Origin of the sequence: Photobacterium swingsii (assembly GCF_024346715.1) — a bacterium.
Lineage (GTDB): Bacteria > Pseudomonadota > Gammaproteobacteria > Enterobacterales > Vibrionaceae > Photobacterium > Photobacterium swingsii.
In genome coordinates this window covers 2508970-2531247 of record NZ_AP024852.1, presented here as the reverse complement: position 1 = coordinate 2531247, position 22278 = coordinate 2508970, and the positions used below count along the sequence as shown (strand labels likewise).

Sequence of the window (22278 nt, the reverse complement as noted above, 5' to 3'; positions counted from 1 at the left end):
AACAAGCGTATAGATGGATACACTGCTTTTGAAATAAATAACCATATAAACACTATAAATAATCATTTATTTCATGTAAGTTGAATAAAAATTCAATCCAGCATTATCCATCATGGAGAGATACGATGAAAAAAATGTCTGTAACCTTACTGTCGGCGGCAATCTTATCTGCGGTTAGTCTGAGCGCTAATGCCTGTACTGGGCTTATTGTAGGCAAAGGCGCGTCGGTTGACGGCAGCATCATGATTGCGCGTAACGAAGATTTTGGTATCAACAACTGGAACAAGCACTTAACGCACCGTTCAGCACAAAAAAATGAAGCGGGAGAGTGGACGTTAGGCAATGGTCTTGTTGTGCCTATGCCAAAGCAGTTCTATGCCTATTCAGCGATCCCTGATTGGGATGCTCATACTGTCGATAGCCAAGGTAAGTATTACGAAGAGCGTGGCATTAATGAATTTAATGTTGCGGTTTCTGCTACAACCAGTGCAGAAGTGAATGATAACGCAAAAAAAGCAGATCCTTTAGTTAAAAACGGCATCATTGAAGCCGTGATCCCTACACTGATTTTGCCACAGGTAAAAACAGCGAAAGCAGGGGTTGAGTTACTGGGTCAATACATTGAGCAGTACGGTGCCGGTGAAGGTAACAGCCTGTATATTGCAGATGTAAATGAAGCCTGGCTTGTTGAGATTGGCTCTGGTCACCACTGGATTGCTGTCAAAGTGCCAGATGACAGCTATGCCATGATAGCCAACGGCCTACGTGTTCACGGCGTTGACTTGAACAGTAAAGATGTTCTGCATTCAAAAGATTTAATGAAGTTTGTTAAGCAAAACAAACTACTGGAAAACCCGAATGCTAAATCGTTTAACTTTGCGAAAGCGTTCGGTGTGATTGGTGATGTGTATAACATTGACCGCGAATGGCTTGGCCAAGAAATGCTATCTGCTTCGAAACAACAAGCGACTCGCCAAGCGCAGTATCCACTGTTCTTAAAACCCGATCAGAAGATTTCAGTTGAAGACGTTGCAAATGTTTTAAGTGCAACATACGAAGGGACGCAGCTCGAAGCAAACGGTGAACGTCCTATGCGTGTTGAGCGCCAGCTTGAATCACATATCATTCAATTGCGCCCTAATATGCCAACCGAGCTGCAAGGCTTGATCTGGCAAAGCTTTGGGGTGTTGTCTGAGTCGGTGCTTGTGCCGTTATACACCAGTCTGGAAGAGTACCCAGTTGCTTATCAAACAGGGACAGATACTTATTCCGATCAATCGGCATACTGGCAATTCCGTAGCTTAACGGCACTGGCAACCGCGAACCAAGAGAAATACTTGCCAATGCTTAAAGCGACATGGGGTAAAGAAGAAACCAAGCTTTATAAGCAAGTAAGCAGCTTAGATATGACGTTAAAATCCTTGTATAAGTCTGATAAGCAAGCTGCGCTTAACATGGCATCAGATTACTCTTATGGTCAGCTACAGCGCACCTTGTCGATGGCGACTGAAATCCGCTACAAAATGATGACTGATCTGACGAAAAGCACTGAGAAAAAATACACTGATGAAGAGTTCAAAAAAATCATGAGCTTGTAATCTCGTCATAAAGTATTTTTGATTAAATCTATGGTAGGCCTCTAACGTATTTAGAGGCCTTTTTTGATCTTGCTTAAGACAGAATGCAATCGTCCTATGCTTGGAAGCAACAAATCTGTTGGATTTATGGGTAAATGACACACAAATGATAGGGTTATTTATGTGAGCCAAATAATAATTTATAATACGTTAAATCAATTACTTGGCTGAACGGACTTTCATGCTCGATATTGTTCAATTGCGTGCAGAGATATCATCAACAATGTCGCTAGATATTGCCTACTTCAGGGCACATAAAGGACAAAAAGTCGGTATTCTTGGCCCAAATGGGTGCGGAAAATCAAGCCTTCTAAAGGCTATGCTAGGGTTTATTCCAGTCCAAAACTATCGTTATGTGATTGATGGAAAAGACGCTCTGTATATGCCGCGGCAAGCATTGGCTAATTACCTCGCCTTAGTCCCGCAACATACTCCTGAACTTGCTTTTTCTGCTCGTTATTTTATCGAGTTAGCCTGCTCGAATCCGAGTCAACAGGCGGTTGACGGTATATTGCAACAACTCGGTATTATGCATTTAGCTGAGAGCCCGTTGAATCAGCTTTCAGGCGGTGAAAGGCAGCAAGTTTATTTAGCGCGGGCGCTTGCTCAGCAACCTCAAATTTTATTGCTTGATGAGCCAACCAATCATTTAGATGTGGCCAATCAAGTCAGCATGCTGGATACCATAGAAACCCTTCCTCATACCTGTGTGTTGGTATTACACGATATTAATTTAGCAGCACGATATTGCGATTATGTCTACATGATGAAGCAAGGGCAGATTGTGTGCCACGGAAGACCAAATGCCATCATGACGAGTGAAAATATTCAAACTGTCTTTGGATTAACCATGATTACAGATCGCCATCCAATGGCTGATTGCCCTCGATTTACTTATCAATTCTGAGTTTATTATGAAAAAAAACATCTTACTTCTAGCGGCGTCATTATGCTTTGGCTCAACAGTGGTATGTGCTCACACTAAGCAAGGTATAACAATTGATGTTTGTGGGGAACCTAAGGTGTTCCCTGCCAACCCTCAACAAGTTGTCGTGCATGATATTAATATGACAGAGATGATGTTGGCGCTTGGGCTCGATGATCGTATTAAAGCGATCAGTGGTATTAGCGGCTGGTATAAAAGCTCTGAACATGCGCAAGCTTTGCTGAAGCAGTATCCTGAAATTGCACCGAAAAACCCCACACTTGAGAATATTTTAATAGAAAGCCCTGATATGTTTTTTGCCGGCTGGAATTACGGTATGCGAATGGGAGGGGAAGTGTCACCTCAGTCTTTAGCACGCTTTAATATACCAACTTATATTTTGAGTGAATCTTGTATCCATCAATATAAAGCCAATAACACACCGAGCCAATCAGCAAGTATTTCATTGTTATATAAGGATATTTCAAATCTAGGTAAGATCTTCCAAGTGGAAGATAAGGCGAATGAAGTCATTCTTGGCTGGAAGAATACATTACAGCGCATAGCGAAAGAACAGCAAGATAAGCACACGAAACCATTGAATGTATTTTTGTATGATTCTGGTGACGATAAGCCAATCACGGCAGGTAAGTACGGCATGCCGACTGCACTAATTGCCGCCGCTGGTGGTAAGAATATTGCTGATGATATCGAAACTAGCTGGGGGGCGATGTCATGGGAAGTGGTAGCAGATCGTAACCCTCAGTTAATTATTATGGTGGATTATAATCAGCAAACCTTGCAAGAGGTAGTCGCGAAGCTAAAAGCTATTCCAGCTGTGGCAAATACGGATGCCGTCAAAAATAATCAGATCATTAAGTTAGGTTATGAAGCGTTAACACCTGGCCCTGCAAATATTCATGCCATTGAGAAAATAGCCGCTCAGATCAGCGCGATGAATCAGAATTAATCGTATTTCTTATGACTCTTCAATACTGTTTTCTCGCGATGTTTTTGGTTGTTTCAGCCTTTATTTGCGCATTACTTGGGGCTGTACCGACAAAAGCGAACGATATTGTCTTTGCCGTTACTGGCTTGTTAAGCAGTGAGCCACTCAGTGGGATCGCACTGATTGTTGCAGAGCTACGTTTTCCGCGTTTGATATTGGCGATGCTTACAGGAGGAGGCTTAGCAATATGTGGGCTCGTGCTGCAGAAATTGACACGTAACCCATTGGCTGATCCTTTCTTGTTTGGCTTATCTGCTGGTGCATCAAGCGGTGCAGTGGCGTGTATTGTGTTAAATATCACGGTCATAGGGGTCTTTAGCTTACCGGCTTTTGCGTTCTGTGGTGCCATGCTTGCCCAGTGCATGCTTCATACGTTAACCCGACAGAATCAATGGCACCCAGAGCGTGTGGTATTGGCGGGCTTAATCGTAAATAGTTTATTTTCTGCGATAACGGGCTTTTTGATTTTTTCGGGTGATCAACGTACAGCGCAATCAGTGTTATTTTGGTTAATGGGCGGTCTAGGTCTCGCGAAATGGTCGGTCATTCCTATTATTACCCTTGTGGTCGTCATTTGTTATTCATTCATCCATTCGCAGCAAAGGAATATCGATAGGCTAACGACAGGTGATGAGTTGGCTGCTTCTATGGGCGTGAATGTTGAGCAGACTCGAAAAGGTATGTTTTTGGTCGTGGGCTTGCTAACGGCAACCTTAGTCGCCTGGACTGGCACAATAGGTTTCGTAGGTTTGATTATTCCTAATGTTGTCAATCGACTAGGTATATATCGTATCCAGCATCAATTGCCCATTTGCTTTTTATGTGGTGCTATTTTTCTGGTGTGGGCAGATGCAGGCGCTAGAGTATTATTACAGCCGCAAGAATTACCTATTAGTATGATAACCTCGGCAGTCGGTGCTTTTGTCTGCTTAATCTTGATCGTTCGCCGCAAGTTATAATGTATCGTTATTACAATGCAAGCGGCTTATGGTAGTCTGCCGTTATCGTTCTTCACCACAAATGGTAATCTCGAAAACGCATGAAACGTACATTAACAACGGCTGTAATTAGTGCTCTATTATTGAGTGCTTGTGCAACCCAACAAAATTCGACTGATGATATGAAAACGTCACATATTGCGAAAGTTCAGTCAGAAATGAAAGCCTACCCAGAGGCGGGTGAAGGCATGACGCGCCACACTTTTATTTTAGAACCGCTAGATAATGAAAATGAACGTCTAGTGGAGATAGTGATCAGCAAAACACTGAAGCTAGATTGTAATCACTACATGCTGGCTGACGCTTTAGTGAAAAAAGATGTTGAAGGGTGGGGTTACCCTTACTACCGTTATGATGCCAACATTGAATATATGGTTGGCACATTAATGGCATGCCCTGAAGAGCAGGCAAACCAAGTGAAAACGGTACGTGCGCCACGTAGTGAGCTTTATCGCTACAACAGTAAATTACCTATTGTCGTTTATGCACCTGAAAACTTAGATGTGTCTTACCGTGTATGGCAACCTGAAGTGAAAGCCTCAGTTGACGAGTAATGCGCTTACAGGTTACGACTCTTGATATAAAATGATGTTTAGCCATTTGCCTTAATGCTAGCGTTATAATACAAAAGTCCCGCCTTCGGATTATAAAAGGCGGGGCTTGTCATTTCGATAAGCGATTAGCTACCAATAACGCCACCGTCTTTCTTGGTGATCATTACAAGTGCAGAGCGTGGCGTGCTGTTACCACCATCTGGCCAGTGCGATGGCTCAAGCTCTTCACCTGGGTGTTGAACACCAATAAACATGGTTTTGTAGTCTGGGCTGAAGGTTAAGCCTGTAATTTCACAAGCGATTGGGCCCGTTAAGAAACGGCGTATTTCACCTGTTTTAGGGTCACCACATAGCATGGAGTTGTTACCCATACCTGCATAGTCGCCTTTATTTGAATATTTGCCGTCAGTTTGAATCCACATACGGCCATCGGCATCGAAACCTAAACCATCAGGGCTGTTAAACATGTTGTCATTATTGATGTTATCACTGCCTGCGTACAAAGTGCCTTTGTGTACTTCAGGGTTACCAGCCATGACATACAGATCCCAGGCGAAAGTAGGGTGAGCATGGTCATCATTCACTTGACGCCAGCGTAGGATCTGACCGTAATTATTCGCTTCGCGTGGGTTAGGGCCACCAACAGGTTGACCTTCTTTTACACCACGGTTTTTGTTGTTGGTTAGCGTACAGAACACATAGTCTTGATTTGGGTGTACCGCAATCCACTCAGGGCGATCCATGGTAGTTGCACCAACTTGGGTAGCGGCTAGGCGCGTGTACATGTGAATGTATTCTTGGTTCGGGAAGCCATTTTCTTTTGTTAGGCCATTCTTACCATGGGTTAATTCCATCCATTGGCCTGTACCGCCAATTTTCCCGTCGTCTGCGCTAAACTTAGCAACGTAGACTGTGCCTTCTTCAAGAAGTTTACGGTTCGCGGCATCATTACCTTTCACGTATTTGTTTTTAGAGACAAAGCGGTAAAGGTGTTCGCCACGCTCATCATCACCCATGTAAGCAACAATGTGGCCGTCTTTATTAATCACAACAGCGACATTCTCGTGTTTGAAGCGTCCCATCGCAGTACGTTTCATTGGCGTTGAGCTTGGGTCCATTGGGTCGATTTCAACAATCCAACCGTGACGGTTTGCTTCATTAGGGTTTTTAGCCACGTCAAAGCGTTCATCGTGCAGTGACCAGCCGTAACCTGAATCTTCTTTGCCTAAGCCGTAACGCTTTTGCTCTTTGGTAATCTTGATATCGCTCTTAGTACCAAAATAGCCATTGAAGTTTTCTTCACAGGTTAAGTAAGTGCCCCAAGGGGTAAAACCATTCGCACAATTACCAAATGTGCCCAATGCTTTTTTACCGGCTTTATCCGCGGATGTTTGCATATCTGGTTGGCCTGCCGCTGGACCTGTGATGCTCATTTCGGTATTGGCTGTAATGCGGCGGTTGTACTTTGAATCAACGACCAGTTCCCAGTTATTGTTTGTTGTGCGTTTAATTTCAAAAATTGAAATACCGTGCGCAGCTTGGGATTTTTTCACATCATCAGCGGTCATTTTTTTGCCTTGATGTGGGAAGAGGTATTCGTTATTGCAGTATTCATTGTTAACCGCTAGTACGCCACGGTCGTCAGATAATGGGAAAAAAGTCATACCATCGTTATTATCACCAAATTGTACTTCTTGGTGCGACGAGGGTGCATTGCCTGTTGGGTCAAACTTAGGGGAAGTTGGGAAAAGGCCATCACCCCAACGGATCAGCACTTGTGCATTGTAACCTTCTGGAACCACTATGGTGTCATCGGTACTGACTGGTACAGCAGAGAAGCCCATTAGCTTACTATTCGCTTTTGTTGAACTCGCTAAAGCTGAAACTGGCATACCAGCCATGAATGCACCAGCGGTCATCACTGAAGCAGCCCCAAGAAATTTACGTCGAGATAGGCTGGCATCGATCATTTTTGTTAGCTGAGATGTCTCGCTACGTGGGTCAATATCGTCTTCGCGGCGTTCAAAAGGGCTCATTCGGGTTGTCATTGACTTTCTCCAGTGTCATATGCGTATTGTTATGTCGCACATTTGACACTGATTTCATGTCAAATAATTTACTGATTTATGACATTATGGTGAAAGCCGCTATTTACTACTAATTGCCAATAAGAGCCTGTAGATGCAGGCTCTTATTGGCTGATGCTGAAAGATTGTGACTATTGCTGTTTCACTTTAGCCATTTCACCTTCTAAATCGTTGAGCAGAGCAATCACAGTATCTGCTGCCGTTTCCATGCTCGCCATAAACGCCATACCTTCACTGTCGTTCCCTTCTGCAAAGGCTTTTAATGCTTTTCTGCCGTAAGTGTGTACCTCGGCATGGGGTTTTTCTAATAATTGGTATGAACGGCAGCTTGTGAAGAGTTGTTTGCCTGCCCCTTGATAGTACCAACTCCCTAAGCGGCATTGATGATGATCGACAACATCAGTATTAGCAAATTCACGGTTATGGATGCGTTGATAAATATTAATCTTCCAAACAACATGGTCAATTTGCACTAGGCGTAAAAAAATCGAGGAGTAACTTTCATCCACCAGTCGATGAAGTTCGTCTGACTTTTCAATCAATAAAGTCACAATGTTGACCAGCTCTTCAATCTCATTATGGAGCTGAGAGCACTGGGTTTCGATGAACTCAGCACTTTGGCTGCAAGACTGAGTATTATTGCTAATCTCACCGACAACGTTTTGAATTTGGCTAGCAGCTTCGCTTGCGTTTTGCGCTAACTTTCTGACTTCATCTGCTACTACAGCAAAACCACGACCATGTTCACCTGCTCGTGCCGCTTCGATGGCGGCATTGAGTGCCAATAGGTTGGTTTGTTCAGATACATTGTTAATAGTAACAATAAACTTACCTATGTCCTCTGAGTTGCCTTTTAGGGCTTCAAGTGAATCGCCGCTCATATTAATCTGCGTAATAAGCTGATTTAAGGTTTCGCGAAACACATTGAGAATAGCAATGCCGTCTCGGTTTTCGGTGACATGTTGTTCTAAGTAAAGTTTAAGATTTTCAGCGGCATTGGCGATGTTGCCGCGAATATGTTCTAACGGAGAGACTGAATGTAGTAGTTGATTGGTGAACTCTCGTTGCATTACCACTGATTCTTGCTGAGCACTTAGCGTATTTTGTTGGTTGATCAGTTCTTTCTCTAACTCATCATTAGTACGTTGTTGCTCTGCGAGTTTAGATTCAAGCGCAGTAAGCTGTGTATCGGTTTCATCGTTCTTTTTAAAGCAAGCAAAGTTAAACATAAATTATCTACTGTCGTGCACGTTTTATTAATGACGCTTTTGTGCTTTGTTTGTTATTTAATAAAAAGTTACAGCCTTGTTTTCTATTGTTTAATCAATAGTTTTTAATGGGGAAGGCTCTAACAGCATCATTATGGGTTATATTGAATCATTTTATTAAAAACAGTGTAAAAAAGCGAGTGGTGTAATCTATTCGGTATTTTATAAGATATGAAGAAAAGTGCTGAGCCAATGAGGATGTGTAGTTGAGCCTTGGTGGCGTAAGTGCTCGTTATAAATGTCGACCTTGATGCTTTTATTGTTTTATATCTAACCTTAAAGGTTTGGGGCGAGTAGGTAAAAAGGCAAAGTAGAGTTGGTATGTTGCTTGGTATTATCAAGAGTACAAAGAAGAGGCAAATGGCGCTTTGTTACGGAGATGTAAGCGCCATACGGTATATGGGCGATGTTAACCGTGGTATTAATCTTCAATGAGATCGATACCACCTGATAGCTGATGGCTTTTAACCAATGCTTGCCGTGCAACTTCCATTTCTGACTGATGAGTCGTGGTTTCATTGTGTGCGCAAGCTTCAATATCATCGTGGAACTGGGTAAAAATAGGCATGGTTCGTATTCTCTTCTTGTGTCATTTATTCGTTGTTATGTCGTTATTTTGCGATGGGTTGGTGGAAAAACCATCAGCCTCATAAAAGAATTTTTAGGAGGAGCTAAAGGGCGTAGCTCACAAAACGCTGCTATCAAAAGCGATGAGAAGCGAAAAATAAGCGCGAAGATTACACAATAGCGTGATTTGCGTCTACATTTTCAGCCGTATCTAGGGGGAGGAGAGTGAATAGTAGTGGTAGAAGCGTGCGTATTGATGTTATTCGCACGCTTTATTGATCACGGATTATCACGATAGATCTAATTTGATCCTAAGCCATCTTTCCGACAGCAAGAACTTTTGCCGTGTATTTAGCGATATTGCCTGACTGAATACTTAGCTCAATTGGCATTACATGTCATTTTTTATCCATTGTAGTATGAAGGTGGCAATCTCCTCGGGCTTATTCAGGTTGAGTTGAGGGAGGCTATTGCGAGTTGGTTTTATCACTGTGTCGCTAGCAATGGCAATAATGTGTTTATCTTGAGAATGTAGAAAAGGTTTCCCATAACTTGGACGGTGGATTTCAATTTTAGGTATGGGTTGATCACGAAAGCCTTCGACGAGGACTAGGTCGAGTTTTGAATGATCAAGCTGTGCTAAACACTGGTCTAATTCAGGCTCACAACGGTCTTCTTCTGGATACTCGAAATACAGCATATGGCGCTTTTGAGTTGCGAGTAAAGTTTGTTGGCACCCCGCATGACGGAGTCGATAACTGTCTTTTCCTGGTTTGTCGGGTTCGATATCGTGGTGGCTATGCTTAAGTAGCCCGATACGTAGGTCTTTTGCACGTAATAAAGGGATTAGTTTTTCAAGTAATGTTGTTTTACCAGAGCCACTGTAGCCGGCAAAACCAAGAGTCGGAGTCATAGGAAATCATTCTGTATTTTTAAATCTGCTTGAGTGTAATCTAGTGGGCGTCTCTCTTTCTATGACCCGCTACAGTTTTTGTCTTAAGATCGAGTTTTACTGAATAAATTGTCATAGCCATTAAGATCAATACTACATTTAGAATAGAGCTAGCGGGGATTCTCTCATTGAATCTAATGCCAATAGCGACTGGGTAACAGGATGGAAAGGTGTAGTACCAGATACCCGATTCAACCAAAATGTTGTGGTATGTCGAGATAACGGATGTTTCGCGTATAACAGCACAACCATCTCATACAGCAGGGAGCGTGTAATGTGGGCAACATTAGATTTTGAAGCCTCAGGCTTATCTGATCAATCCTATCCAATTGAAGTCGGTTACTCTTTGCCAGACGGCTCTGGAGAAAGCCTGTTGATCAACCCATTGTCATCAAGCGATGTTTGGCACTATTGGGACGATTATGCTGAAAGCCATATCCACCATCTTTCCCGCCGTGAAATAGAGATAAAAGGTGAGCAAGTGGTGGAAGTTTGCCAGCATCTGAATAAAGTCTTAGGGAAATTTGAGTTTGTATTTTGCGATAGCCAGTGGGATTTATTTTGGCTTGGTCGCTTATATCATGCCGCTCATATGCGCCCATCGTTTACGTTAACCGAAGTGGGGCATTGGCTATTGCACGAAAACGGCATTGAGCGAGCGAGTTTTCAATTAGCACTTGAAGCCCAAGGGCCAACTAAACACCGTGCGATGGATGATGCCCATCAAATTCGCTTAGCAATCTCACAATTGGTTGATTAAGTGTCCCCCATGAGTGACATTCTGCTTTATTCGTAATTGCATTATAAAAATCAGCAAGATGGGCGCTATAATGCGCTTATCTTCATTGCTGGAACCTTCATTTTGTCTTCTTCTTTACGTGTCGCTTTATTTAATGCTGCCATGTCTCACTCTACGGCTGGGCAAATTTTGGCGCAAACAGCCAGCCCTGTTACAGAGCGATTTAAAAAAATTGCGGCGATTATCCAGCATGTACGCCCAGATATTCTGTTACTTTGCGAATTTGACCATCATGGTGACGGCGGTGATGATGGCGCATTAGATAATTTTTGTCGACATTACCTAGCTGTCGCTCAACAAAGCAATTTGGATGAACAAACCCTGCCAATCGATTATCCATATCGCTACTTACCACCGAGTAATACTGGCTTATTGAGCGAGGTTGATTTTAATGGTGATAACCAATGTACCTTGCCTGAAGATGGCTATGGGTTTGGTGATCATCATGGCCATTATGGTTTTGTTATTTTATCGCGTTATCCTATTGATGAGAGTCAGTTACGTAGCTGGCAGCACTTCTTATGGCGTGATATGCCAGGTAACCAAATGCCAGCGGCCTATTACAGTGCCGAAGCGCAAAAGGTCTTTCGTTTATCATCTAAAAATCATATCTCCCTACCTGTAGTTGTCGGTGATCGCACGTTGCAATTACTGTGTTGTCATCCTACTCCGCCTGTTTTTGACGGTGAAGAAAAGCGTAACTTACGCCGTAATCATGATGAGCTTCGTTTGCTGGTTGATATTATCGATAATGCTGATTACCTCTATGATGATAAAGGTGTTCAAACGGGATTAGCGTCAACTGATTCGTTTATCGTGATGGGGGATTTAAATGCAGATCCTGTCGATGGTGATGGCAGCAAAAGCGCAATAAAACAGTTACTTCATCATGCTCGAGTCAATCGTTCTGTCAGTTGTGGTAAGAAAACACCGAAAAGTGTGGGAGGCCGATTTGCTCGAATTTGGCAACCACGTAATGGCCGGGCATCAGAATGGACTCATTTATCAGGCTTACGCTTAGATTATGTATTGCCTTCACATGACCTTAGGGTCTTAAAGAGCGGTGTATTCTGGCCAGATCGAAAAGATCCTATGCGTCCACTCGTGGTTGATGAAAAAGGGCGAGAGCGGGCACAAGCTGGGTCGGATCACCGTATGGTGTGGGTTGATATTAGGATATAGGATCAGTTATTTAGCTTGTGAATTAATACTGGTAAATCGATTAATGATTTACATAGATTTGACGAATTAAAGTATTATCACTGATAGCTTAGCAATATAACGCTGTGATTAGCGCATTGCTTACTATGAGGGATACATATGAAATTCAGAATAAGCCGGTTAGCGTCTATTTTTGCTTTGGCCTCGGCGCTTGTTATTTCACCAAGTTATGCAGGAAAGCAGACTGAGCAGCATAATGAAGCCAGTAGTACATCATCTGCCTTAATCGCTCAAACTACACCTTCACATAATGATGAACAACTGGCTGTGACGGGAAGTTTTGCACAGTCAGCGCAGTTGATCAGAAATACGTATGAACCTCAGCTCTATACATTACCAGCCTTTAAAATGGGTCACTATGGTTTGCGTATGTACCGCCAAACACTCGATCCCAAATATCAATCTGCGATATGGGCAGATATGGCGAGAGTAGCCAGTAAACTTAATACTGTCGCTTATGAGCTAAATACACCTGAACAGATCGCAACGTATTCGCAAAAACGTCTTGCTGAATACATTGGCGATAAAGATGAGCGTAGTCAGCGTCGTTATGCTGCAACCAAGAAAATGCCTGAATATATTTATCTTGGTGTTGGTTTACTAGGGTCTATGGCACGTGCTAACGAATATGGTTTACAGCACAAAGATGACCAAAAACTGCGAGAAATTATTCGTCGCTATGATTTCAAAAAATACGCCACAGATACCGAGATGATCCACGCGTGGGCAGCTCAGCTTGCTAACCAAGTTTATTGGTTGCGCCAATTAGGTGAGCAAGATGTGGTTGATGATTTTATTGTGGCATTCAAACAAGCCTACCCAGATAGCTTAGACAGTACACTGACCGATCAGCAGTACATGAATAAAATCTACGGCATGACTCATATTATTTTTGCTGCCAGCGAATATTACCAGCATCCAATTAAAGAAAGTGATTTCCAATGGATTTACGACTATTACCGTAAAAATGTCGATACTATTTTAAAGCGCTCTAAAGAAGATGTATTAGCCGAAGTCGGCATTAACTTCTTATTGGCAGGTCAAGACGATGATCCTGTGGTGCTCGCAATGCGCAAGGCCATTCAATCTTCCATTAATAAAGAAAAAGGTATGGTGCCATCGGTTGATGGTGATTTTGGATTAGTGCACGGTGAACACCGTAACGTACTAGCCATTATGTTATTGGATTGGCAGAAGCCGCACGTTGCGCCAACGGTAAAAAATCAACCGAAGATATTCAGCCCTGTGCCCTATGGGTTGGTAGTTAAATAATCTAACTTAACCTGTTTAATCACCCTCACTCAGAAGCCCTGGTAATGATTTTTCCGGGGTTTTTATTTGTCTTGGCTATATTTGTTTATTGGTAAATCTTTTTGGTTTTGGTCTTCTCTCTTGTGTTAGTTGTTGATTTAAAATGATTTTTAATTTAACCGTTGATTTTTTATAAATAGATCTCCGAGCAAGGGTTGATGTTGAACTTTTTTGTGGTTAATATTCGCGTCGTCAAGGTTGGTTTGATGGTAAACCAATTTGTTAATATTAATCTTGCAGGAAATCGCAAAATGAAAAAATCTATTATCGCCCTATCATTGGCATCATTATTTACAGCTGGCTCTGCACTTGCGGCTATTAACCCTAATGGTGATTTCGATTACAGCCTTACCTATGATGAAGTGAAAAGCTCAGGCTTTGATATTAAGCGTGATGGAAAAGGTGGTCACGTTCTAGTTAATAGTGAAAACAAAGTAGTTGCGAAAGTAGATACACACGGTCACAAAGGTGATTTTACTGTTACGTCTAAAGCTTCGGTTGTTAAATATGACGCTCGCACTGGTAAGGGGACAATCGAAAATAAATCAAGTGGAGACGTTGAAACATTCAAATTTGTTGAAAAGCACAACATCCCAGATCTTCCAGATGTTGACAATCAAGACCGTAACAACGATCAAAATAATCATTATGTTGAACGTGCAAACTCTGTGGCTCAAGAAATTGCTAAACAAGTTAAAGCTGGAAAAACAGTGAAAGTTGGCGATGTTGAATTTAATCGAGCTAATATCAAAGAAATTTCCGAAATTTACAATGATATGACTCCTGAGCAAAAGAAAGCAGCTTTTGAATATGCTATAAATAACAAAGTTGACGTTAAGGAAGATGACTTTAACCCGCGTCCAGATGATAACGTTACCCCTGATGTTCGTGAAGACATTGAGCGTACTAAAGCTAAAATGGATGCCGCTGCGAAAGTTGTAGAGAAAGAATACGCTCGCACAACTGCAAAAATCGAAGACAACACTAAGCGCATTGATGGTCTAGAGAAAAACTTCTCTGACATGGCTGCTCGTCAAGATCGTATGGAAGACCGTATGAATAAGAACGAAGGCAAAATGTCTAACGGTGTTGCTGGTGTTGCTGCAATGGCGAACATCCCTACAGTTGCTGGTAAGTTTACAGTAGGTGCTGGCATGGGTCACTTTAATGGCTCTACAGCTATCGCTATCGGTGCGTCTAACAGCTTTGATAATGGTATTTCTGTTAAAGGCTCAATGGCTTACGCACAAGGCAAATTTAGCCAGAAAGATATGGTTGTAGGTGCAGGTGTTGGTTACAGCTTCTAATCTAGCCTAAGCTTTCCGTTTTGCTGGTTTCGGATAATAAAAATCAGCACAGTTTTAAAAATGAAGACTTCGTGAAGTGTTCATTTTTAAACCCTGCAAGGTTTGCCCGTTTTCTCTGGCTACGGGAAAAAGAGGCCAGTCATGACAATAGTAATACACCTTAAATCAATGTGATTAAACATATTGATTTAAGTTGTTCGCTGAATATCAACTGCTACCACCGCCCTGTAAAATTACAGCGGCGGTTTTTTTTGCTTAAATAAAAAGGGAATACGTAGATTCCCTTTAATATATATTCGGTGCTCTACTCAGTAATACTTTCCTTTAATACTGGTGACATCAAAGGTTTTGACAGTCATAGTTTTTGACCAGTAATCAGCACTCCAGCCCGCTTTCAGTTTTAATTGCTTAATAAAATTGGTCGGTGATTTTAGTTTTTTCCACACTTGCGGTAGGAAAAGGGCTTGCTGGTGGTTATCCGCTAAAATAAGGCCGAGTTTATTTTGTGCTAAGAAATCGACGAGTGCTTGTTCTGAGTCAATGTCGATAATTTCAGGCGTTGAAAGCACAGAAATTTCGATGGTTAATTGACTAAGTTGCTCTTCAGTTAGAGGCATGAAGCGACGATCTTGGTACGCACTTGCTCGTGCTTTGTTATGCACTTCTAGTACTAAAGGCGAATGCGCGGCAGTTGAGCCTAAACAGCCTTGTAATTGACCATTGACTTCAAGTGTGACAAAACACGCCGCTGGTGCGAGTAATTTTCGTCCGTATAAACTGTATTCGGGTGATTTAGGTAACCCTGATGAAAAGTGACCACGAATCGCTTCGCGAGCAATGTCTAACAGTTGGGTTAATTCCCCTTTATTCAGTGTTTGATATGAGGTAGCTGACATATCCAACGACTTTCTCCTTATCTCCAGCAGTATCGCCAGAGTTGTTTAATGCTAATCGTGTGAGCTGGTATCCTCGCTGTTTAGCCAATAATAATAATGTGTTAATCCCTGTTGAACCGCACGCTTGCTCGGGTGTCAATGTCGGCTCAAAGTGCTCGATAAGATGGCAAGTATTACGATCTATACGCTGCGCTTTGTGGTACGGGTGAAAGTGGCTTAAATCACTGCTGACAACTAATAAGGTGTCATTGGATTGCCATAAGGGATCAATTAATTTGGCTAATTTAGCAGGTGATACATTACTCGTTAATATAGGTAATAGGCTGAAATTACTCAGTACTGTTTGAAGAAAGGGTAGTTGTACTTCTAGGCTATGCTCTAACGCATGGGCTTGCTCTGAGAGTTCAAAATCTTCTATCTCACTTAGGGTAGCAATTGTTTGTGTATTTAATGTGACATTGCCAAGTGGGGTAGAAAACTGCTCTGCTGTCGGTAAAGCACAGCCTTGGAAAAAATACCTGTGGCTTGGCCCAATCAAAATGACATGCTTAATGGTATCTGCAACATCAAGCAATGCTTGATAGGCTTTTGCCGCCACACGCCCAGAAAAAATATAACCCGCATGAGGAACAATCAGTGCACGTATTGCATTTGCCGTTGGTAAGTGAGGATCAACGGCGTGATCTGACGGTATAGCGGCTAAAGGTGTTGTTTCTATGGGTTGTACTGGCGATAACCAAGCTTCCAGCTGCGTTTTTAGCTGGGCAGGAGATTTCTGATAAAACCGCCCTGCAACAGCGGGGTGGCGAATATTCATAAGCATGTTTCCTTCAAAGAGCTATAGTAAGTATAGGTACAAAAACTCCTTATAAGCCAACAAGATGTGTTTATTGTGATGAGTAATCCTACTATACCTACGCCTCCTCAGTTTGTTCGCACCCAATATTGGCATCAATTGAATGATGGCCGTGTTCAATGTGATTTGTGTCCGCGGTTTTGTCAGCTACGTGAAGGTAAGCGCGGCGCTTGTTTTGTGCGTGCTGCCTATCACGGCCAAATTGTACTAACCAGCTATGGGCGTTCGAGTGGGTTCTGTATTGATCCGATTGAAAAGAAGCCGCTAAATCATTTCCATCCTGGTAGTTCGGTGCTGTCATTTGGCACCGCAGGCTGCAACTTGGGGTGTAAGTTCTGTCAAAACTGGAGTATCAGTAAATCTCGTCAAGTCGATACATTAGGTTCGCAAGCCATGCCTGAGCAGATAGCGCAGGCTGCAAAGCAACATCAATGCGAGAGTATCGCCTTTACGTACAACGACCCTGTGATATTTCTTGAATATGCCCGTGATACTGCGATGGCTTGTCGTGAGCTGGGGATTAATAGCGTGGCTGTGAGCGCTGGTTATGTTAATCCTTTGCCGCGTAAAGCTTTCTTTGAGTACATGGATGCAGCGAATATTGACTTAAAAGCCTTTACTGAACGTTTTTATCGCAAGGTATGTTTAGGGCAGTTAGCGCCTGTACTCGATACATTATTATACCTTAAGAATGAGACTAAGGTTTGGTTTGAAATTACCACCTTGTTGATACCCAATGAAAATGACAGCGTAGCGGAAATAGAAGCGATGTCGCGATGGGTTTACGATAATTTAGGGGCAAATATACCTATTCACTTCAGCGCTTTTCATCCTGACTTTAAAATGACTGACAAGCCACGCACACCACCTGAAACCTTATTAAGAGCCAGAGAAATAGCAATAAAACAGGGGTTGCATTATGTTTATGTCGGTAACGTGCATGATGTAAAAGGTGCCAGTACCTATTGCCCTCATTGTCACCAGCGGGTGATTGAAAGAGATTGGTATCAGTTAGGTGATTATCAGCTTTCAGCGGACGGAAAGTGCTTACATTGTGGTGGTGATATTGATGGACGTTTTACGTCGAGCAAAAAGCGCTTTGGTCGTCAGAGAATACCGATTAGAATTGGCGAATAATCTTGTTCTAGTCGGAGACATACATGTCAGCCTTAACGTCACGTTTATTTTCAGTGCGTAATGTTTTACTCATCTTGTGCTTTGCTTTATCTTACGTAGCTTATCAATATGTAAGTCAGCCTCAACAGAAGACTGTTACCACAGCAGAGCGTAATACTATGTCAGAATCAACACCATCAATGACTATTGAACAACTATCTGGTTTTACCAATCTTGTAATTACTCAACCACGCTGCCCGTTTTGTGTAAAAGCAAAGGACCTTCTTGATGATCGTGGTACCGAGTACACAACATTGGTACTTGGTCAGGATCTTGAGAAGCCTGAAATGATCGCGTTTATCGAGCAAGTAGCAAATACAACGGTTCGTACTGTGCCTCAAATTATCCTAGATGGTAAATATATTGGTGGTCATGATGACCTTGTTGCTTTCTTGGCACGCCAAGATGATGCAGCAGAAGCTGATATGAGTGACTTTGAGCTGTAAGGCTTAGTCAGCGAAAGGCTCCTTATCGGGGCCTTTTTTGTATTGGTAGAAATATATAGATTCAAAAAGCACATAAGCATCGAAGACAAAGGAAAAACACATGGCAGCTAATACGCAGGATCAGTCGGTTAAAGTACAGCAGGTGTCGGTAGGTAAAATAAATACCACCTTTGGTTTCGAGTCTGCGTTGGATAAACAGCAAGCGATAGAGCGCCTATTTCTGTCTGAAACAGGTTTGCAGGGGGATGAATGTGGTGATCCTAAGCATCATGGCGGTACTGAACGTGCGCTTCACCAATATCCAGCGGAGCATTATGCATACTGGCAGACACAATACCCTGAACGTGATTGGCAAGCGCCGGGTATGGGGGAGAACATCAGTACTTTAGGCATGATGGAAGATAACGTTCATATTGGTGATCGTTACCAGTGGGGCGAGGCGATTATTGAAGTGAGTCAGCCACGGTCACCATGCTATAAGCTCAATATCCGTTGGAATGCAGAGGGTATGTCTGATCAAATGCAGCAGCTCAGTTACTGTGGTTGGTTGTATCGTGTGATAAAAACGGGTCACGTTAGTGTCGAGGATAATTTGGTACTGCTAGCGCGTGATGATACAGCATTAACTGTAAAGCAAGTTGCCGATTACTTTTTCAATGATCCTTTGAACCGTGATGGTTTAGCGAAAATTATCGCCAGTGAAAAACTGACGCAAAAATGGCGTGATACCGCAGAGAAACGTCTTGCGACGGGTGAGGTCGAGGTGTGGGATTATCGCTTATTGGGTAAATTACGTGGGTAATTAAATTGGCGTAGTAATTCCAGCGTAGACATAGCCATGCCGAATGACGATGTCAATTCTCAAGTTCAGCAGTAGATGATCAATATCACAAAGGTAGCCTTCAGTGCTGCCTTTATTTTTATCAATTGATCCACATTCGCATAGCTCTAATGTGCCTGTGATATATCTTATTTATAATATTGAAAGTAGGTGATACATGTTGGGACAAGGAAGTGGCGTCGAGGTTTGGGGAACGATTTGTATCGTCATGATGATCGTTGTAAGTACGCTAGTTTGGTGGCATACCCGTACTCAGCCATCGGGTTCGCGTACTGTGCCAATACTTTTGAGTTTATCCCTCGCTGTTATCTCTATGGGAGCTTATGCCTTTTTAGGTGCGCCTAGTTTTAATGATAAAGCGAATAGCCTTGAGCAGCCAGCCAATGAATTTGCGGGTTTATCTGCTGATGAGGTGAATCAACAGCGCATTGAAGCTATACAAGCCAAAATTATAGAAGATAAACAAGATGGTGAGTTATGGTACGCATTAGGCAATGCGTATATGTATGTTAATGCGTTCGAAGAAGCGACCATCGCTTTTGATTATGCAAGGCGATTGAGTGTTGATCCTCAAGCGAATATTTACTCGGCTTTGGCAACGGCGCTATATTATAAAAATGGGCAGCGCTTAACACCCGAAATCCAAAACTTATTAGATCGTGCTCTGATACTAGATACTGATAACTTTCCCGCGCTGACCCTATTAGGCTCGGAGTATTTTATGTCTGCTCGTTATCAGAAAGCGATAGATACTTGGGTACAAATTCTTGATAGCGAACACCCTGATGCAGACCGAGTCGCATTAATTACCGCGATCAATCGAGCGAAGAAAATGATGTAAGGTTATTTAGTTATTTATCTAACTTTAGAATTGTACTTCAACCAAAACGCCTGTTAATAACAGGCGTTTTTGTATGAAGCGTGATGACTTTTACTGATTTAAACGGTGTGACTTACGAACTCTATGATACTGAAAGCGCAAAGTAGCAAAGACGATAAGTAAGAGAAGCGGAAAGATTAACTCAGGCTCTGGTATGGGTAGTCGGGCCGTGGTGACAACCACATTATCGAGTAAGTTGCCTAATGTCCCGCTATTTAGGGCAGTAAACGTTAGGGTGGTCGAGGTGTCTAATGCGGTGAACTCTGTTGCAAAATCATTCCAGTTAAACCGAATGTTATTAGACAAAACCTGCGAAAAATCCCCTGCGCTGACTTCAAATTGTTCATTGCGATTATTGCGTCGTGCTGAGTAATCGAACGATAAATTGTAGATACCACCAGTGACAGTATCGAAGGTTTGGTAAATGGAAAACTGGCCTTGGTTTGGATGGGCATTCAGCTCTGCGTATTGCTCACCTTCTGACGCTTCAAAACCAAATAAGGAATCCCATATCTCTACGTTAGATCCTTGCCATGCAAGGTTCGGTGTACCTTGAGTAAAAAAGCGCCAGCTATTATTTGGTACATCTATGTCTTCAAAGCCACCATTCGTAATAAGGTTGGCATGACTGGTTAATGCAAAGGTAATGATGAAAAAAGAAAGGCTAATACGAAGTAATCTGAATAGCGCCATAGTGTTCTCTCCCTGAAATAAGAAAACAACCAAGTTTACAGCGAGTGGTTGCTGTGCAATTTGTTTAATTGTTGTATAGAGAGTGGAAAAGTACAAGTTATTGCTAATAAGCGAGAGATATAAAAAATCGGCACGCTAAAGTGCCGATTTTTAATAATTGCAGTTGGTCTAGCGTTACTAAATTAGTACTTAGCTTCGCGTGCTTCTGCTTGTTTGTCCCATTCAGGTACAACTGTTTTTAAGAATGACGCTTTTTCTGCATTCATACCATCCATATCCATACCAAGTGCTTGCTGGGCTTTCTCTTTAGTAGAGATATCAGGGATTTGAATTTCTTCAGTAATTCCTTTTGTTGCCAGTAAGCGTACAACCTTAGTACGGGCATCGGTCGCACGATCAATTGCAGTACCTAGAATACGTAGGGCAACTTCTGGAGCATGCATGTGTACGCCGTGTGAAGCAATTGCGTAATCCCAACGCCATTGCGCATGGCGAATATCACGAAGAATTGGTGCCATTTCTTGCTCTGTTGCACCTGCATCCCATGCCGCTTTTGCTTCAAAGTGTGCCGCAACAATTTGTTTCTCAGCGGTTAGTTTTAGCTCAAGGACACTTGCTTTACGTGTAGAGACAATACCTTGTAGTGCTTCCTTGGTTTGAGTATGACATTGTGCACAAGTGTCTTCAAAGCGGTCGAATGGGTTGCCGATTTTATGATCGGTATATACTTTTCCATCTTCGTTTTGTACTTTTGGCATATGACAGTCCACACACGCGACATTGTTCTTGCCGTGAATACCTTCACGCCATGTCTCGTAACCTGGGTGTTGTGCTTTCAACATTGGGGCTTTAGAAACGCCATGCGTCCAGTCTTTGAAGTCGATTTCGTCGTAGTAGATTTCCATCTCATCAACAGAGGTGCCTTTGTCCCAAGGGAATTTCACACTTTTGTTAGGACCTGTGAAGTAGTACTCTACATGACACTGACCACAAGTTTGGGCTTGTTGATCAAAGCGAGATTGATCTTCAAACTTCATGCCGATGGTTTCCATAGCACGTTCTGCATAAGGGCGAGAAAGTTTAAGAGCAGGTTTGCCTTGTGCGAAGTCTTCACTGTTAGTGTCATGGCAATCAGAACAACCGATTGAATTGTTGATTTCACTGCCTAATCGAGCCCATTTACCCGCAAAGTAACCATCTTCGCCACGGTCATCGATCACACGAGCCACATCAGGGCTTTTACAGCTCCAACACGCCATAGGCATAGGGCCTGAGTTTTCGTCTTTTGGTCCGCCTGTACGTAGGGTTTCACGAACATCAGTTACAGCATAATAGTGGCCACGTGCTTTGTTGTAGTCTTTCGCAAAGCCATAGCCCGCCCAAAGAACAACCATATTAGGATCTTCTTTTAGGGCATCAGTGATTTCTTCACTGTTTTTTGTTGCTTCCCAGCTTTTATACTGATCAGCATGAGCGTCTGCAAAAACTTGATTTCGCGGTTCTATTTGTTGTTTTTGTTCGGTTTCAGTGGAAGCCAGCGCACTCCCTGTAAAGCAAAACGCTGACAATATGGCTGCCGTAACGGCACTATTTAGCGTCCATTTTTTACTCACGGTTATTACTCCAGATTTTATTGTAAAAAGAGCCAAGCGTTGTGAATGCGGCTAATATGCAAATAAAGTTGGAGTTCCAAAATAAATAATAACAAAAAATGTAAGGTTGTTATTAAAAGTTAATGGCGACTTGTTTTGGATCAATAATGCTATTTCATCATTGTGAGTTTGCCAGTAAATACCCACTTATAACCCCAAAGGGGTATTTACATGCTATCTGATACTTAAGTGTTAGGTTTTTT

General features: G+C 42.5%; 20 protein-coding genes and 1 pseudogene. 13 read left to right on the top strand and 8 right to left on the bottom strand.

Going from position 1 to position 22278, the window contains the following annotated elements; genetic code table 11:
- Positions 1–125 precede the first annotated feature (125 nt).
- The 5 genes from OCU77_RS11575 (at position 126) to OCU77_RS11555 (ending at position 5123) form a co-directional block, all read left to right on the top strand.
- Positions 126–1598, top strand: coding sequence for a C69 family dipeptidase (locus OCU77_RS11575; protein WP_107302529.1), 1473 nt, complete (start codon positions 126–128; stop codon positions 1596–1598).
- A gap of 220 nt (positions 1599–1818) precedes the next feature.
- Positions 1819–2544, top strand: coding sequence for an ABC transporter ATP-binding protein (locus tag OCU77_RS11570; protein ID WP_048900749.1), 726 nt, complete (start codon positions 1819–1821; stop codon positions 2542–2544).
- Positions 2545–2551: 7 nt separating this feature from the next.
- Positions 2552–3532: an ABC transporter substrate-binding protein gene (locus OCU77_RS11565; RefSeq protein WP_053111900.1), complete on the top strand. Its 981-nt coding sequence runs from the start codon at positions 2552–2554 to the stop codon at positions 3530–3532.
- Between the two features lie 11 nt (positions 3533–3543).
- A complete protein-coding gene (locus OCU77_RS11560) occupies positions 3544–4530 on the top strand; it encodes a FecCD family ABC transporter permease (protein WP_084711898.1) in 987 nt (328 codons plus the stop codon).
- Between the two features lie 80 nt (positions 4531–4610).
- The gene (locus tag OCU77_RS11555) at positions 4611–5123 is read left to right on the top strand and encodes an ecotin family protein (protein WP_048900751.1); all 513 of its coding nucleotides are present in this window, start codon (positions 4611–4613) and stop codon (positions 5121–5123) included.
- Positions 5124–5248: 125 nt separating this feature from the next.
- On the opposite strand, the gene OCU77_RS11550 is transcribed toward OCU77_RS11555, so the two are convergent.
- The 4 genes from OCU77_RS11550 to mobB form a co-directional block, all read right to left on the bottom strand.
- Positions 5249–7159 (bottom strand): PhoX family protein, encoded by a 1911-nt coding sequence (locus OCU77_RS11550; protein WP_048900777.1) that lies wholly within the window; start codon positions 7157–7159, stop codon positions 5249–5251.
- Between the two features lie 182 nt (positions 7160–7341).
- Entirely contained in the window at positions 7342–8439 is a 1098-nt protein-coding gene (locus OCU77_RS25215) for a methyl-accepting chemotaxis protein (RefSeq protein ID WP_048900752.1), read from the bottom strand.
- A 460-nt stretch (positions 8440–8899) separates the two neighbouring features.
- Positions 8900–9046, bottom strand: a complete 147-nt coding sequence (locus OCU77_RS11535; protein WP_160314739.1) for a hypothetical protein — start codon at positions 9044–9046, stop codon at positions 8900–8902.
- A gap of 390 nt (positions 9047–9436) precedes the next feature.
- Entirely contained in the window at positions 9437–9958 is a 522-nt protein-coding gene (gene mobB / locus OCU77_RS11530; RefSeq protein ID WP_048900753.1) for a molybdopterin-guanine dinucleotide biosynthesis protein B, read from the bottom strand.
- Between the two features lie 313 nt (positions 9959–10271).
- On the opposite strand from mobB, the gene OCU77_RS11525 reads away from it, so the two are divergent.
- From OCU77_RS11525 to OCU77_RS11510, 4 genes are all read left to right on the top strand, one after another.
- Positions 10272–10757 (top strand): hypothetical protein, encoded by a 486-nt coding sequence (locus tag OCU77_RS11525; protein ID WP_048900754.1) that lies wholly within the window; start codon positions 10272–10274, stop codon positions 10755–10757.
- Positions 10758–10898: 141 nt separating this feature from the next.
- Complete coding sequence (locus OCU77_RS11520) at positions 10899–11978, top strand: endonuclease/exonuclease/phosphatase family protein (RefSeq protein ID WP_048900778.1); 1080 nt, start codon at positions 10899–10901, stop codon at positions 11976–11978.
- Between the two features lie 138 nt (positions 11979–12116).
- Positions 12117–13289 carry a DUF3541 domain-containing protein gene (locus tag OCU77_RS11515; protein ID WP_084711899.1) on the top strand — a complete coding sequence of 391 codons (1173 nt, stop codon included), beginning with the start codon at positions 12117–12119 and terminating at the stop codon, positions 13287–13289.
- 290 nt (positions 13290–13579) lie between these two features.
- Positions 13580–14635 carry a YadA C-terminal domain-containing protein gene (locus OCU77_RS11510; protein WP_160314740.1) on the top strand — a complete coding sequence of 352 codons (1056 nt, stop codon included), beginning with the start codon at positions 13580–13582 and terminating at the stop codon, positions 14633–14635.
- A 308-nt stretch (positions 14636–14943) separates the two neighbouring features.
- Here OCU77_RS11510 and amrA read toward each other — a convergent pair whose 3' ends face one another.
- Positions 14944–15531 carry an AmmeMemoRadiSam system protein A gene (gene amrA, locus OCU77_RS11505; RefSeq protein WP_048900756.1) on the bottom strand — a complete coding sequence of 196 codons (588 nt, stop codon included), beginning with the start codon at positions 15529–15531 and terminating at the stop codon, positions 14944–14946.
- Positions 15500–16348, bottom strand: coding sequence for an AmmeMemoRadiSam system protein B (gene amrB, locus OCU77_RS11500; protein ID WP_048900757.1), 849 nt, complete (start codon positions 16346–16348; stop codon positions 15500–15502). Before amrB ends, amrA begins: the two co-directional genes overlap by 32 nt.
- Before the next feature lie 78 nt (positions 16349–16426).
- Between amrB and amrS the strand changes: the two genes are divergently transcribed.
- The 4 genes from amrS to OCU77_RS11480 all read left to right on the top strand — a co-directional run bounded on the left by amrS (position 16427) and on the right by OCU77_RS11480 (position 19691).
- Positions 16427–17524 carry an AmmeMemoRadiSam system radical SAM enzyme gene (gene amrS / locus OCU77_RS11495; protein ID WP_048900780.1) on the top strand — a complete coding sequence of 366 codons (1098 nt, stop codon included), beginning with the start codon at positions 16427–16429 and terminating at the stop codon, positions 17522–17524.
- Between the two features lie 158 nt (positions 17525–17682).
- The gene (locus OCU77_RS11490) at positions 17683–18009 is read left to right on the top strand and encodes a glutaredoxin domain-containing protein (protein ID WP_048900781.1); all 327 of its coding nucleotides are present in this window, start codon (positions 17683–17685) and stop codon (positions 18007–18009) included.
- Between the two features lie 100 nt (positions 18010–18109).
- Positions 18110–18811 (top strand): MOSC domain-containing protein, encoded by a 702-nt coding sequence (locus tag OCU77_RS11485; protein ID WP_048900758.1) that lies wholly within the window; start codon positions 18110–18112, stop codon positions 18809–18811.
- Positions 18812–19007: 196 nt separating this feature from the next.
- Positions 19008–19691: a TPR domain-containing protein gene (locus tag OCU77_RS11480; protein ID WP_048900759.1), complete on the top strand. Its 684-nt coding sequence runs from the start codon at positions 19008–19010 to the stop codon at positions 19689–19691.
- A gap of 90 nt (positions 19692–19781) precedes the next feature.
- On the opposite strand, the gene OCU77_RS11475 is transcribed toward OCU77_RS11480, so the two are convergent.
- Together OCU77_RS11475 and nrfA are read right to left on the bottom strand one after the other, a co-directional pair.
- On the bottom strand, positions 19782–20423 hold the full coding sequence (locus tag OCU77_RS11475) for a DUF642 domain-containing protein (RefSeq protein WP_048900760.1): 642 nt from the start codon (positions 20421–20423) through the stop codon (positions 19782–19784).
- Between the two features lie 182 nt (positions 20424–20605).
- Positions 20606–21904 (bottom strand): annotated as a pseudogene (nrfA, locus tag OCU77_RS11470) (ammonia-forming nitrite reductase cytochrome c552 subunit); the annotation flags it as partial.
- Positions 21905–22278: the final 374 nt, after the last annotated feature.